Annotated in this window: 15 protein-coding genes; 10 read left to right on the top strand and 5 right to left on the bottom strand. The window is 62.7% G+C overall.

Annotated features, from left to right (window positions below; translation table 11 throughout):
- Window positions 1–814 precede the first annotated feature (814 nt).
- Both AC0NID_RS27795 and AC0NID_RS27790 read left to right on the top strand, forming a co-directional pair.
- On the top strand, window positions 815–1,105 hold the full coding sequence (locus AC0NID_RS27795; protein WP_473457524.1) for a hypothetical protein: 291 nt from the start codon (window positions 815–817) through the stop codon (window positions 1,103–1,105).
- Window positions 1,095–1,661: a type II toxin-antitoxin system VapC family toxin gene (locus AC0NID_RS27790; protein ID WP_473522321.1), complete on the top strand. Its 567-nt coding sequence runs from the start codon at window positions 1,095–1,097 to the stop codon at window positions 1,659–1,661. Before AC0NID_RS27795 ends, AC0NID_RS27790 begins: the two co-directional genes overlap by 11 nt.
- A gap of 752 nt (window positions 1,662–2,413) precedes the next feature.
- Here the strand turns inward: AC0NID_RS27790 and AC0NID_RS27785 are convergent.
- Both AC0NID_RS27785 and AC0NID_RS27780 read right to left on the bottom strand, forming a co-directional pair.
- Complete coding sequence (locus AC0NID_RS27785; protein WP_473457522.1) at window positions 2,414–2,899, bottom strand: cupin domain-containing protein; 486 nt, start codon at window positions 2,897–2,899, stop codon at window positions 2,414–2,416.
- A gap of 117 nt (window positions 2,900–3,016) precedes the next feature.
- Entirely contained in the window at window positions 3,017–3,787 is a 771-nt protein-coding gene (locus AC0NID_RS27780) for a TIGR01458 family HAD-type hydrolase (RefSeq protein ID WP_473457521.1), read from the bottom strand.
- 26 nt (window positions 3,788–3,813) lie between these two features.
- Here AC0NID_RS27780 and AC0NID_RS27775 point away from each other — a divergent pair, with 26 nt between their 5' ends.
- Complete coding sequence (locus AC0NID_RS27775) at window positions 3,814–3,987, top strand: hypothetical protein (protein ID WP_473562971.1); 174 nt, start codon at window positions 3,814–3,816, stop codon at window positions 3,985–3,987.
- Window positions 3,988–4,042: 55 nt separating this feature from the next.
- Here AC0NID_RS27775 and AC0NID_RS27770 read toward each other — a convergent pair whose 3' ends face one another.
- Genes AC0NID_RS27770 through AC0NID_RS27760 form a run of 3 tightly spaced genes read right to left on the bottom strand, consistent with a single transcriptional unit; the run spans window position 4,043 to window position 6,943 of the window.
- The gene (locus tag AC0NID_RS27770) at window positions 4,043–4,924 is read right to left on the bottom strand and encodes a dihydrodipicolinate synthase family protein (protein WP_474033482.1); all 882 of its coding nucleotides are present in this window, start codon (window positions 4,922–4,924) and stop codon (window positions 4,043–4,045) included.
- A 55-nt stretch (window positions 4,925–4,979) separates the two neighbouring features.
- The gene (locus tag AC0NID_RS27765) at window positions 4,980–5,975 is read right to left on the bottom strand and encodes a Gfo/Idh/MocA family protein (RefSeq protein ID WP_473457518.1); all 996 of its coding nucleotides are present in this window, start codon (window positions 5,973–5,975) and stop codon (window positions 4,980–4,982) included.
- Window positions 5,972–6,943, bottom strand: coding sequence for a Gfo/Idh/MocA family protein (locus tag AC0NID_RS27760; protein ID WP_473457516.1), 972 nt, complete (start codon window positions 6,941–6,943; stop codon window positions 5,972–5,974). The genes AC0NID_RS27765 and AC0NID_RS27760 overlap by 4 nt, the downstream gene beginning before the upstream one ends.
- Before the next feature lie 110 nt (window positions 6,944–7,053).
- Between AC0NID_RS27760 and AC0NID_RS27755 the strand changes: the two genes are divergently transcribed.
- The 7 genes from AC0NID_RS27755 (at window position 7,054) to AC0NID_RS27725 (ending at window position 14,255) form a co-directional block, all read left to right on the top strand.
- The gene (locus AC0NID_RS27755; RefSeq protein WP_473457514.1) at window positions 7,054–7,767 is read left to right on the top strand and encodes a FadR/GntR family transcriptional regulator; all 714 of its coding nucleotides are present in this window, start codon (window positions 7,054–7,056) and stop codon (window positions 7,765–7,767) included.
- Between the two features lie 41 nt (window positions 7,768–7,808).
- Complete coding sequence (locus AC0NID_RS27750) at window positions 7,809–9,395, top strand: ABC transporter substrate-binding protein (RefSeq protein WP_473457512.1); 1,587 nt, start codon at window positions 7,809–7,811, stop codon at window positions 9,393–9,395.
- 85 nt (window positions 9,396–9,480) lie between these two features.
- Window positions 9,481–10,440, top strand: coding sequence for an ABC transporter permease (locus AC0NID_RS27745; RefSeq protein WP_473457511.1), 960 nt, complete (start codon window positions 9,481–9,483; stop codon window positions 10,438–10,440).
- Complete coding sequence (locus tag AC0NID_RS27740; RefSeq protein ID WP_473457509.1) at window positions 10,440–11,342, top strand: ABC transporter permease; 903 nt, start codon at window positions 10,440–10,442, stop codon at window positions 11,340–11,342. The genes AC0NID_RS27745 and AC0NID_RS27740 overlap by 1 nt, the downstream gene beginning before the upstream one ends.
- A 17-nt stretch (window positions 11,343–11,359) precedes the next feature.
- Window positions 11,360–12,277 (top strand): dihydrodipicolinate synthase family protein, encoded by a 918-nt coding sequence (locus AC0NID_RS27735; RefSeq protein ID WP_473457507.1) that lies wholly within the window; start codon window positions 11,360–11,362, stop codon window positions 12,275–12,277.
- A 2-nt stretch (window positions 12,278–12,279) separates the two neighbouring features.
- A complete protein-coding gene (locus AC0NID_RS27730) occupies window positions 12,280–13,287 on the top strand; it encodes an ABC transporter ATP-binding protein (protein ID WP_473457505.1) in 1,008 nt (335 codons plus the stop codon).
- 2 nt (window positions 13,288–13,289) lie between these two features.
- Complete coding sequence (locus tag AC0NID_RS27725; protein ID WP_473457504.1) at window positions 13,290–14,255, top strand: ABC transporter ATP-binding protein; 966 nt, start codon at window positions 13,290–13,292, stop codon at window positions 14,253–14,255.
- Window positions 14,256–14,270: the final 15 nt, after the last annotated feature.

Raw genomic sequence — 14,270 nt, 5'->3', positions numbered from 1 at the left:
CTATGTGAGTTCCATAGACGTACTCGTCGGGATTGGGTGGCTTGACGCTGGAGCGGTAGAGCGCTGGCGGCGCGGGCAGATTGATTGCCTTGAGCGTGTCGTCCAGACCAATCTGTCGCGCATCTCGGAAGCCATGAAGCTGTTCCGCTCATGGGCACCGAACGAGGATTGTCAGCAAGCCCAACGCAGTATGTCGCGCGCACGCCGCAACGCCGGACGCTGCGCTTCAGTAGAAGCGGACATCCTATAATTGAGGGGCTGCACAGGACCCACTGGATTGCCGGAGAGCTTTCCGAGACTGCGCGAACGCCTGGCGGAGAAAGCAAGCCGAGCGCCGGAGCTGGTGGTCGTCCAACCCTTAAACGAAGAGTGGATCTGCCACCGGTGCGGCGGATTTGCTAATAATGGAAAATACCGGCCCTGCCTGCTTGCGCTGCGTTGGGCTCGATGATCTCGAGTACTTGGCGGCGGGCGATGCTTTGCTCACGCGGCGGGCAAAGGCGAAAAGCGGGCGATACGCTGTCGTCGTGCGCTTCACCCGAAGCCGCCGCCGCTAAGAACGACAGGGGCTGCTGGTCGAGCCGCAGGCTGCGGTGGAGGCGCGACGCGATCTGGAAGCCCTGCGACGCGGATAACCTTTTGTGGGAGTACGAACGAGAGCCGCAATGATGAAGAGGCCGCTCCGGATCGGTTTTGAGGGGGAAGTTTCAAACCAACCAAACTGCTGCAGGCGTGGTGGTGAGCGTCGGATCAAAAGTCCGCATCTTGAATCTGTTGGCCAGAATTGCTATTTTGTCTAACAGGAGATTTTTTGATGCTGAAGTCGTCCCATGATACTCAGCTTCCAGCGATTCAGGCAAGTCTGCGGCGGCGAACGGTCGTTGATACGGCGCGGCAGCTCGGGCTGCTTGACGGCGAGAATGGCCGGATCGGCGGTCGGATCCGACGCGACCTCATAGCGGCCGCCAAGGAAAAGTCCGGCATTACCGCCGATACAGAACTACTGGAATACGCCCTCGCGAAGGTCGCGCTTGAGGACGACTTTGGGGTGAAGCTCGTTCGCCGGAAGGGCCGGGTCGCGAAAGAAATCGACCTTGAGTTTTGATCTGTCCCGTGCGCTGCGGCGGATCAAGCCGCAGCGCACCACAGATGCGATCCAACGTCGCTCGGCCGCCGATCTGCCTATTCTTCAGAAGCCGATTTCAGCTGGCCTTGAGCTGCTGCTCGATACCTGCGTCTATATCGACGTGCTGCAAGGGCGCTCCCCCGTAAGCGTGGACGAACTGCTTGAGACCCGGATTGTCAATCACTCCACCGTTTGCTTGGCTGAGTTGACGCACCTGTTCGGTCGCCTCGATCCGTTGCACCCGGCCACGAAGACCGTGTTACGCGAAATCCGGCGCACCCTCGAAGACATACCCGGCCACCGGCTCTTTTCCCCATCGCAAACCGCTATAGGCGAGGCCGGAATGCTAGCTGGCTTGGTGGCGCGTCTGTCAGGCGCCGACCGCGGCGAGAGGCAAACCCTGCTGAACGATGCGAGCTTATATCTCCAAGCGCTGGAACGCGGCTGGATCATTCTCACACGCAATGTGCGCGACTTCGACTATTTCGATCAGCTTCTGCCAGTGGGTCGTGTTCTTTTATACGAGCAGGGGTAACCGCTTTTGGCCTATCGGTTGTCGACATCTGTTGCGGGCTGAGAAGTAGCTGGGAATTTCGGCCTTATGGCAATAATACGGGAAGATTTCCAATTTTAGCCCGCGAAAAAGACAATGAAATCAATATGATGAGCAAGTTTTCCGACCCCACAAATCACTACATATCAGTGGCTTACGCCTAATTCTTTTAGTTTTAATTGAGTTCTATCTGGTGAGTTCACCATTCCCGAGAGAAATGGTTTTGGGCCTCTTCGTCTATTTTCTCCTTCTCGTTGATGGCACTCGTCACACCCAGCGACAGACCTTCCAGCGAGGCATGCAGTAGTCGGCGGCTACCGTGCAATTAGGCGGATTCTGACTTCGGTCGTGCACACCCTCCGGTGCCGGTGCTGCTCGTGGCTGGCCGAAATCTTCTAGAAATGTCTTCGCGCTTAGAGCGCTAGCGCCCTCTTGAGGTTATCATGCTCGAAGGCGCTCGCCATGCGGTTGATCTCGGCCGATCGGGCGCCCACCGCTGGCCTTGGACCGTTGGCGTTGGATCACCTCGCCAAGTCATCCCATCCGATAGATGGCCGGGGCGCGGCGGGAACCATCAACTCTCTCCATCACTTGACGTGAATCTATACGTCAAATGATGGCACGCCTGTCCAATGCAAGGCCCTTGTCGGAGGGCAGGTTGTCCGCTAGTGCGCAACCAGGAGCAACTGGGTTGTGATGGTTCACCTGCATCAGGACGTCGCAGTGAGGTGGGATCACGGTCGTATCTGCGAGCCCAGCTTTGCCTTTGGCCAATCCGAAAGCAAAGTGATGCCGAACCTTGGCGAAGCTTGGCGGAGACGCTCGATCTCCTCGGCTGTCGGCGGTCCTACCATTTCGTCCGGTTGAAGTTCGTGGCCACCTTCCTCGAGAAACCGGTCGAACAGAGCTGGGGCTCCGATCAAGATATATCTGCAAGGATTGCCGCTCATGTTCATAAGCTGGTGCGGAATGCCGCGCGGCAGGAAGATGCTCTCGCCTGCGATCAGGCGTCTAGCTTGGCCGTCGAGCACCGCAGTCAGCTCGCCTTCGACAATGTAAACCGTCTCGTCGTCCTTGGCGTGGACATGTATCGGCGTCCTCGTGTTTCCGTCGCTTTGGTTCTCGAAGAGGCAGAACTGCCCTGCGGTCTGTTCTCCGGATAACAGGCGTTTCATGACGACGCCCGCAAGAACGAACTCTTTGCTGTCGATATCACTCATCGTCGTTTCCTTTCCACGGATCGTAGAGGTGAGGGGTGGCAGGATCTCCATTCAGCGACTGTAGGATACCCAAACACGATCGGCGCCGCGATGCGCCGGTTGTGACACGAGCCTCGATCAGTCCTGGTGCGCAATGATCCAGTCGGCTGCCGCCGCGAGATCGGCTACGGTTGCGGTCGGGCGCGGATCAAACCGTTTCTCGTCGCCCCGCCGGTATTTACCCGTGCGCACCAGCAATGCGCCTGACAGTCCGGCGCGCAGGGCGCCAGCTATATCGGCCTCGGCGTCGTCGCCGACCATGATCGCCTGATCTGGCCGACAATCCATGCTTGCCAGCGCCGCCAGAAAGAATGCCGACGAAGGCTTGCCGAGGACGGTTGCGCGTTTCAGCGAGGCAAATTCCAACGCCGCGACGAATGGCCCTGCATCGAGGCTGAGCCCGCCGTCGGCATCCCGAAACGTGCGGTTGCTGGCAAGGGCCAGCAATTCGGCGCCGCGCTCAAGCTCGCGGAACGCGTCATTCAACGCCGCATAGGTGAAGGCCTCTCCGGCGTCGCCGACGATGACGGCGCGCCTGTCGCGATCCGGCAGTTCGTAAAAATCCGACGCAAGGCCGGGGTGAATCAACAAGTATGGCGCACAGCCATTGCGAAGTAGCCAATCGCGTGCAGCGTGCGCCGGCGTGAAAACATCTGCCTTGGCAAGGCTTAGCCCCATCGCCTCCAGACGTTGGAGAACCCTCTGTTTGGGCGAGCGCGTGGTATTGCTTACGAAGCGTAGGGTAAAACCAGCCTGGCGCAAACGCGCGACGGCGTCGACCCCGCCTGGTATGGCGGTCTCGCCATCATAGATGACGCCTGCAAGGTCCAGCAGAACACCCCTTGTCATCGGCCCAGCATGACCACGAGTGCGCCATGCGTCAAATCCGGAACAAGGCCGTGTTTCTACCTTTTGGATCAGAGCAGGCACGGGTGCCGATCGCCGGGATGGATCTGGTGATCACTGCCGCGCAAGCTGACGGCTGGGCGGATCTGCCGCCGGTCATCGCCTTCGAGGCGATCTGCTTCGGGACTGCGAGGCTCGTATGATCGCTGCTCTTCCTCCATCCAGGATCGGCTTTATGGTTGCACCTTGAACCGACGGTCACTGCCACCATTCGGGGAAGGCCCTGCGTGCGGCTTCGGCCAGTGTCGCGATCTCCTCGTCGGGAACCGAGCTGTAAGGCCACAGCAGTCGCGGGCCAAGCGGCGCCCAGCCGCCGGCCGCCGCCATCGCTTTGTCGAGCGCCGCATCACCGACATCGTAGCGAGCGCGAAAAGGCAGGACCTGTGTGGCGAAAAAGGCCTGGATGCGCGCCTCGACCTCGGCCGCAGCTGCCGCGTCGGTGCGGATCATGCGCCACCACATCACCGCGCCCTTCGGGTTGAGGCAGGCGACGTTGGAATAGCTGCCGTGGGCGCCCTGGGCAAATCCCGTCGCCAGCGCATGGCCCGGCACGAACACCGAAAATCCCGGCAGTTCGCGGCGCATGTCGGCGTACCAGCTGGTATCGCCGCCCGGCAGCTTGGCGCCAACCAGCAACGGCATGGCTGCACGCAGCCTGGCGATGCCTTCGAGCGTCAGGCGGCGCTTGGCGTGCGGCGGATTGTAGAGCACCAGCGGCATGTTGGGCGCGGTCTCGCACAGGCCGCCGACGAAGCGCATGACCTCGCCGTCGCTGGGCGGCCACCAGTCGGGCAAGGTGAATTGCACTGCCGCCGGGCGAAGCGCCGACACCCGCATCAGCCGCTCGCGCGCGACGCGCGGATTGGACTGGCTGATGCCGATCTGGAAGGGGAGGCGCGCGCGGCCGGCGATCGCCGCTACCAGTTCGCAAAGACGGTCGAACTCGGGTTCGGTCTGGCAGTGGAATTCGCAGGCCGTGCCGTTGCAGTAGATGCCGTCGACACCGGTCGCGCACAGCCGTGCCATCGTCTCACTCGTCGCCTCCCAGTCGATTGTGCCGCGATCGTCGATGGCCAGCATCACCGCGCCCCAGACGCCGCGCGGCGCGTGTGCGGGCAAGTGGGTCAGGTGGTCGTCAGCGCGCACCGGCGATCTCGTGTTCGCGGCGCGTTTCGTTCGACGCAAAGGCGGCCTCGATGATGCCGATGATCTTGCGACCGTAGGTGCCGGAGACCGGCACAGGTTTGTCGTCGGCAATGGCATCGCGCATCGCGCTCCATTCGCGCACCAGCGCGTTGTGCATCCAGTTCGGCTCGAACGAACCGGGCAGGCCGGCCCAGATCATATCGCGGCCAAGCATCGTGCCGCGGTCCATGTCGATACGCAGCGTTGCCCGCTCGCAGACCAGGTCCATGGCGTAGCCGGCGGCGCCGTTGCGATAGCCGACGCTCTGCACCTGGCCGAGGCCGCCGCCGGCAAAGCGTAGTCCGAGCAGGGCGGTGTCGTCGGCTTCCTGGTCATGGGACTTGGCGCCAAGCATTGCGCTCACCGACACGACATCGTCATCCATCAGCCAGACCAGGCGGTCGAGCGCATGAATGCCGGCCGTCAACAGCATGCCGCCGCCGGTTGCCTTGCGCAGGTGCCAGTCGCGGCGATTGTGCTCCATCCACAGCTTGATGATCCAGCTTGATCCTACAAGCGGTCGGCCGAGCGCACCTTCCTCCAGCGCCTGCCTGGCCGCCATGCAGGGCAGGGCGAAATGCATGAGATGCGCGACCATGAGCTTGACGCCATTGGCGGCGACGGCGGCGTTGATCGCGTCGCAGGCCGCCGCCGTCGGCGCCATCGGCTTTTCGAGCATGATGTGCTTGCCGGCCCTGGCTGCGCCGATGGCCATTTCGGCATGGAGATGGTGGGGGCTGGCGATGAGGACTGTGTCGACATCCTTGTCGTAAAGCAGCTTGCGCCAGTCGGTGTAGCCGCGACCACCGTGTTCGGCGGTGAAGGCGGCCAGGGCATCTTTATTCCCGCGGCACGATGCGACGAGATGCAGGCCGTGCACTTGCCCGATTGCCCTTGCATGGGCTGCGCCGAAATCGCCCGCTCCGATAATGCCTATTCCAATCATCGTCCTGCCTTTTCATAAGCGGCGTCGATCAGCGACATCGCCGCAACATAGTCACCGATTGAAGTCGCCGGCGGCGCTTTTCGGGCCAGCCGGTCGAGCGTGTCGCTCATGCATAGGCGGTAGCGCGTCGCCGGCAATTCGATCGGCAAGTCGATGACAGCGCCATCGTCGAGTGTGGCGCAGATGGCGCGGTCGCCATGGTCGATGAGGGTGGCATTGGCGCAGACGATGCGCCATTCGAAGTCGCCGCCAGGGCGCATCGAGGCGAAAGTGTATCCTGCCTCGACAACGAACAACGCTCCGGCAGCGTCTTCCAGCATAAGCAACGCATGGTCCTCGACCGGAGCGCGGTGAATGCGGTTCTTGATCCAAACGGCTTTCAGGCCAAGCCCGCCGGTTGCCAGGCTGAGCGCGGCGTCCACGCCGTGTATGCCAAGGTTTCTCAGCGCACCACCACCGCCGATCGCCGGATCCACGACCCAGCCGACACCGTCGGCCGCGTAGCGCTGCGGCGGGCCATTGACCAGCCGGAACTGGCAATGCGCAACCGCACCGGCACGGCCTTGCTGGCGCAGTCGTTCAAAGGCAATGACGGCCGGCCCAAAGCGGTTGGGCAGGGGAACGCTGACAAAGGCCTGGTGTTGTCTCGCCAGGTCGCGCAGCGCGGCCAAGGCTGCGGTGTTGCTCGCCGCCGGCTTTTCCAGAATCAGAGGCATGCCGGCTTCGATGACGGCATTTGCCCGCGCGGGCACCGTCGAAGGATGCCCCATCAGCAGGATGACGTCCGGCTGGTTGGAGAGGATTTTCGCAAAATCCGCAATGAACGGCAAATGATGGCGCGCCGCGAAGGCGCGCGCATGTTGCGCGTCCTCATCCCAAATGCCGGCAATTTCGGCGCCACAAGACCTTGCGGCGTCAAGGTGCATTTCGGCGTGCCAATGGCTTGAGCCGGCCAGGACGATCTTCATTACAGGACGTATCCTCTTGCTTGCAGGATATCCTACAAGTCGCTATGCTACAAGCATCGACCGCTTTGCGATGCGTCATCGGGCGCAGTTGCAGCGGCGCTGGGAGCAAAATGCCGGAACCCAAGTCGATCGAACCGCTGGCCCGACCGCCGCTGCTTCACGTCAGCGTGCAGGAGAGCCTCAGGAAATATATCGAGAGCAACAAGCTCAAGGCAGGCGATCCCTTGCCTCCTGAGACCTTCCTGGCGCAGCGGCTCGGCGTCGGCCGCAACTCGGTGCGCGAAGCGATCAAGGCGTTGGAGTCGATCGGCATTCTGGAGACGCGTCGCGGCATCGGCGTGTTCGTCAAGGAATTCTCGTTCAAGCCCCTGCTGGATAACCTGGCATATGGCCTGCAGGATTCGTTGCGCGACGTGGAGGAGCTGCGCGAGATCCGCCGCGTCCTTGAAACCGGCCTCATCGCCAAGACCATCGAAATGATCAGCGCAGAAGACATCGCCGCGCTGCGCCAGCTGACCGAAAGCATGCGGCGGCGCGCCGAGCGCCAGGAGAGCTTTGCCGAAGAGGACCAGCAGTTCCACCAGCTGCTGTTCCGCTGCCAGAACAATCACATGCTGAGCGCGTTGATCGACATCTTCTGGGTGGCGTTCAACAAGGCCTCGAACTTCACCAGCCTCGACAATCCGACACCGCTGGCGACGTGGCGCGATCACCACGAGATCGTCGAGGCGGTCGCCGCCAAGGATGTCGACCGGGCGCGCCAGCGCCTCGACGACCACTATCGGGGGATTGAGCAGGTTATCGCCAAAAACCGAAGGACCTGACCCAAAGCCGAACTACCTGACAATGCCAAGGGAGGAAAACCATGCGCATCAACACTATCGCTCGTCATCTGGCCGTCACCGGGCTGCTGCTCGGCGGCATCGGCCTGGCCGCCAGCGTCCAGGCACAGGACGCAAAGACCATAACCGGAGGCTTCGACGTCGGCCCCGGCGGCTTTCCCAAGAACTTCAATCCGCTGGCTGCGACCGGCGGCTTCACCTGGCTCAGCACCTATTTTGAGCCGCTGGTCATCTACAACGCCGATCTGACCGAGCTCGAAGGCGATCTGGCCAAGGACTATGAGGTCAGCGACGATCAGCTGACCTATACGTTCAACCTTGTCCAGGAGACCTGGCACGACGGCAAGCCGTTCACATCCAAGGACGTCAAGTTCACGCTTGAGCTCGCCAGGAACAAAGCGTCCGGCAGTCTGTTTGCCGCGCGGCTCGGGGACATCGCCTCGGTCGACGCGCCGGACGATCGCACCGCGGTCGTCAAATTGTCGAAGCCCAACGGCTCCTTCCTGTCCATTCTCTCGCAGGTGATGATCCTGCCGGAGCATGCCCTGGCCGGGATGCCGCCGGAAACGTTGGCAGCAAGCACCTGGTGGTCCACCACTCCGGTCGGCACCGGCCCCTTCAAGTTCAATCGCTATGTCAGCGATCAATATGTCGAGCTGGCCGCGGACGACGACTATCGCGGCGGCAAGCCGAAGGCCGATGTCCTCATCAATCGGTATTTCGAGAGCCCGGCGGCGGCTGTTGCCGCGCTGCGCGCCGGCGAAATCCAGTTCACCTATGTCGAGCCCGACGATGCGGCATCCTTCAAGAGCGACAGCAATTTCAAGCTGATCGAGGGCGCCTCCTATGTGGTCAACTATATCGGCCTCAACCAGAAGGTCGAGCTCTTCAAGGATGTTCGCGTCCGCGAGGCGATCATGTATGCGATCGATCGCAATGCCATCATCGAGAGCCTCTATGGCGGGGCGGCCAAACCGGCCAATTGCGGTTACGTCGCGCCGCATCTGGTTCCCGAAGGCATCGAACCCTATGCCTACGACCCAGCAAAGGCCAAGGCTCTGCTTGCCGAAGCGGGCTGGGACAAGATCAACGCCGACAAGCCCATCACCTTGCTGACCTATTACGGCTCGCCGCAAGCGGCCAATGTGATGGCCGCCATCCAGTCGATGCTGGCCGAGGTCGGGATCAATGTGGTGCCGCGCGTCGTCGATACGCCGACTTATAACGGCATCGTCTACAAGGAAGGTACGCCGGACTGGAACGCGTTTGCGATGGTCTATGCCGGCCTGCAGAACGGTCCGAATCCGGCTGGCATCAGCCCGGGTCTCAACAAGTCCCAGATTCCGCCGGCAGGCTTCAACACCATGCGCATCGAGTTCGACGATCTGAGCGCTGCATTGGACGCCGCGCTCGGCCAGACCGATCCGGCCAAGATCGATCAATCCTGGCAGCAAGTCTGCAAGGTGATGAACAAGGATCTACCCTGGGCGACATTATGGGTGGCCAACCGCTATGGCGTGGCCTCCAACAAGCTGCATGACTTTGTCTGGACGCCAGCGCCGGCCGGCGGTCCCTATGCGGCCCACCCGGAACGCTGGGACATCCAGTAAAACGCCTGGCGGGGCCACTCCAGGCCCCGCCGTGCAAGGGGGCCGGCATGATGCCGGCTCCGCTCACCACCACCATGGACAGCCAATGCTGAGCTTCATTGCCCGCCGCAGCGCGATAGGACTGTTGATGCTGGTCGCGCTCAGCGTCCTCATCTTCATCCTACTGCGACTGGCGCCCGGCGACCCGATCGACGCGTATATCAACCCGTCCAGTCCGATGTCTGCTTCCGACCTGGACGTCCTGCGTGACCGGCTTGGGCTCGACCAGCCGCTGCCCTTCCAATACCTCGCCTGGCTTGGCGCTGCGCTCAGCGGCGACTTCGGCTATTCTATCCAGCGCAGCGGCGTTGCCGTGCTGCCGCTGGTCATGGAGCGCATCGGCCCAACCGCGCTCTTGATGGGCACGGGCCTGGCCATCGCCATCGTGCTCGGCATTTCCGCCGGCATCTTCAGCGCCGTCCGCCGTAACGGCCTGCCCGACATCATGCTGTCAGTGGTCTCTTTCGTCGGTATCTCCAGCCCGGCTTTCCTGACGGCACTTCTGGGACTGTACTTTTTCTCGGTGTTGCTGCGTTGGGCACCGTCAGGCGGCATGCAGACCGCCGGCGCTGCATTTTCCGTATCGGACGTGCTCGCGCACCTCGTCCTGCCCGCCTGCCTGCTGTCCATCGGCCACGCGGCGCTGATCATGCGCTACATGCGCGCATCGCTGCTGGAAGTGCTCAACCAGGACTATGTGCGGACCGCGCGCGCCAAGGGAGTGCGCGAATTCTGGGTGATCATCAAGCATGCGACCCGCAATGCGCTTTTGCCGGTCATCACCCTGATCGGATCAACGGTCGGCATCGCGATCGGCGGCGCCATCTTCCTCGAAAGTGTGTTCAACTGGCCGGGCATGGGCCTGCTGCTGGTCAACGCCGTAGGCACACGGGATTACCCGGTGATCATGGGCGCCACTCTGGTGATCGGCATCTGCGTCATTCTGGTCAATCTCCTGACCGACATCGTCTACGCGCTCGTCGACCCGCGCATCCAGGTGTCGTGATGACAATCATCGCGCCGGATCCGACAGTCGACCCGACAGCCGTGCCGCAAACCAAGGGACCGCTCCGCCGCGCGCTCGACCGCTTCTTTGAAAATCGTGCGGCGCGCGCCGGTCTGCTGATTGTCGTCCCCATCCTGCTGGCGGTCTCGACCTATCCTTTATGGTGGCCGTTCAGCCCCAACGCCATCGATCTCAGGGCGATCAACAAGGGACCGTCCGCCATTCATTGGCTGGGCAGCGACGGTGTCGGCCGCGACGTCATGGCCCGGCTGCTGCAAGGCGGGCGGATCTCGCTGCTGGTCGCCATATGCTCCGTCGCCATCTCGATCGTCATCGGCTTCCTGGTCGGCGCCGTCGCCAGCTTCGGCGGGCGTCTTGTCGACGGCACCGTGATGCGCTTCGTCGATCTCGCAATGACCTTGCCGCCGGTGATCTTCCTGCTCGTGCTCGCTTCGATCGCCGGCACCGGCATCGCGCCGACCATCCTGGTGATCTCGCTGCTCTCATGGCCGGTGCTGTCGCGCATGGTGCGCGCCCGGCTGCTCGAACTGCGCGAGCGCGACTTCGTCGTGGCCGCCCGTGGCATGGGGGCGGGGCTGCCGCATCTCCTGTTCCGTCACGGCCTGCCGAACTGCATCGACATTCTTGTCGTCTACGCCACGCTCCAGATCGCCAACGCCATTCTGCTCGAGGCCGGCCTTTCCTTCCTCGGCCTCGGCATCGCGCCGCCCGAAGCCAGCTGGGGCAACATGCTCAATCTCGCCCGCTCCACCATGGTGCTCGAACAATATCCCTGGCAATGGATGTTTCCCGGCGCCGTACTCGTGCTCACCGTCCTGGCCATCAATTTCATTGGCGATGGCCTGCGCGATGCATTCGACCCTCGTTCCGATCTCAACTGACCTTGAAGGTTCACCAAATGCCCCTGTTTACCGGTGTCGTGCCACCCGTCGTCACTCCGCTCCATGCCGATCTCACCGTCGATTTCGCGTCATTTACGCGGACGATCGAAAACCTGCTCGATGGCGGCGTTCACGGGCTCTTCGTGCTCGGCTCGACCAGCGAGGTGGTCTTCCATGACGAGGCCGGCCGCAGGGCCATCATCGAGCACGCGGTCAAAGTCAACAACGGCCGTGTTCCGATCTTCGCCGGGGTGATCGACCCGACAACCGATCGTGTCATCAACCACGCCGCGATAGCCAGATCGGCCGGCGCTGACGCCATCGTGGTCACCGCGCCCTTTTATGCCCGAACCAGCCAGCCAGAGATCGGCGATCACTTCCGCTACATCAAGGACGTGGTCGACATCCCCATCATCGCCTACGACATCCCGGTCTGCGTGCATGTCAAGCTGGAGCGCAGGACCACCGTCGACCTTGCCAGCGAGGGCGTCATCGCCGGTATCAAGGATTCCAGCGGCGATGACGGCAATCTGCGTTACGTGCTCAAGGACATGGCCAACGATCCGAATTTCTTCGGCATGACCGGGTCCGAGATCCTGGTCGACAGCGTGCTTGCCATGGGCGCGCATGGTGTCGTGCCGGGCCTCGCCAATGTCGACCCGCACGGCTACGTCAAGCTGTGGAACCTGATGCAGGCGGGCGACCACGCCGCTGCTCGCCTGGAGCAGGAGCGGCTGTTGAAGCTGTTCGAGATCGTCTGGATTTCGCTCGGCAGGACAAGCGCCGGCTCGGCCGGTGTCGGCGCCTTCAAGACCGCGATGAGGAGCCTCGGCATAATCGCTTCCAACACCATGGCGCGGCCACAGCGCAGCTTGAACGACGAGGAAACCGCAAAGGTCGAAATCATCCTTCGCGATGTCGGGCTGCTGCGCTGACCGTGGACGCTCCGATCCTCTCGATTTCCGGTCTGCGGGCGGTGTTCCGTATCGCGGGACGCGACATCGCCGCCGTGCAGGACGTCGATCTGGCGATAGGCTCAGGCGAGACGGTCGCGCTCGTCGGCGAGTCGGGATCGGGCAAATCCGTCACCAGCCTGTCGATCATCGGCCTGTTGCCGAAGAAGATCGGACACATTGCCGAGGGATCGATCGCGCTGCGGCGCAGGGATGGCACAGTCACCGAACTGACCGGCCTTGATCCTGAGTCGCTGCGCAAGGTGCGCGGCAACGACATCGGCATGGTGTTCCAGGAGCCGATGACCAGCCTCAATCCGGTCTACACCATCGGCGAACAGATCGCCGAGCCGATCCGCATCCATCGCGGCAAGTCGCATCGTGATGCGGCCGCCGACGCCGTGCGTCTGCTGGCTCAGGTCGGTATTCCCGATCCCGGTCGGCGCGCGCGGCAATACCCGCATGAGCTGTCGGGAGGGATGCGCCAGCGCGCCACCATCGCCATGGCCTTGTCCTGCGATCCGACCTTGCTGATCGCCGACGAGCCGACTACCGCGCTCGACGTCACCATCCAGGCCCAGATTCTCGACCTGCTGGCCGAGCTGCAAGCCCAACGCGGCATGGGCATTTTGTTCGTCACCCATAATCTCGGCGTCGTCGCCGAGATCGCCAACCGGGTCGCGGTGATGTATGCCGGTCGCATCGTGGAATCGGGTCCGGTGAGCGAGGTGTTCACCCGTCCGCGTCATCCCTACACCGCCGGGCTGATGCGCTCGGTACCACGGCTCCGCCAGGCCACGGCACTGAAGGCAGCAGGAACGCCGCTTCCGACGATTGCCGGCAATGTTCCGTCGCTGGCCTTGCTGCCCAAGGGCTGCTCCTTCGCACCGCGTTGCACCATGGCTGTCGATGCCTGCCGCGCGGCGGTACCGCCATTGTTCGCGGCGACGCCGACCCAGCAAAGCCGCTGTTTGCGCTGGGAGGATCTCTGACAGTGGACGCCCCCTTCCTTTCGGTCAGGAACCTGACCAAGCATTTTGCGCCGACGGCGTTCTCGCGCGGTCCCATCGTCAGGGCGCTGGACGATATTTCCTTCGATATTGCACGCGGCCAGGTGGTCGGCCTCGTCGGCGAATCCGGGTCGGGCAAGACCACGATAGGGCGCTCGGTGCTGCGTCTCATCGAGCCGACGTCGGGAGAAATAAGAATTGACGGCGTCGATATCACCAGGCTGAGCGCCGGCCCGCTGGCGCGCCAGCGCCGCAAGATGCAGTATATCTTCCAGGATCCCTTCGCCAGCCTGTCGCCGCGCATGACCATCGGGCAGATTCTGACCGAAGGCTTGGAGATTCAGGGTATCGGCAACAGGCACGAGCGGCGGGCCAGGGCGCAAAAGGCCCTTGCCGCGGTCGAGTTGCCGGTCGATGCCTTTGACCGCTACGCCCACGAATTTTCGGGCGGGCAGCGTCAGCGCATCGGCATCGCCCGGGCGCTTACGCTCGAACCCGAATTCATCGTCGCCGACGAGCCGGTCTCTGCCCTCGATGTCTCCATTCAGGCGCAAATCATAAATCTTCTGCGCGACCTGCAGGTCCGGCTCGGCCTGACCATGCTGTTCATTTCGCATGACCTGGCCGTCGTCGAATATATCTGCGACACGGTGATCGTTCTCTATCTTGGGCGCATCATGGAAGTTGCACCGGCGGCCGCGCTCTATGCCCGGCCGCAGCATCCCTATACGCGCGCGCTGCTCTCGGCCATTCCGTCGCTCGACCCGCTGGCCAAGCAAGGCCGGCAGGTGCTGAAGGGCGACATTCCAAGCCCCGCAAATCCACCAACCGGGTGTGTTTTCCGAACCCGTTGCCCGGTTGCCCTGGACGCCTGTGCCGGCACTGTCCCGCCGCTGCGGGCAACGTCTGACGGCCATCTGAAGGCCTGCATTCGCGACGACATCGCTTGAGGCAAGGCCAAAAAG

The organism is Mesorhizobium sp. WSM4821, assembly GCF_055901555.1.
Note: the sequence above shows the minus strand (reverse complement) of the source record. Positions and strands in the feature narration are given on the sequence as shown.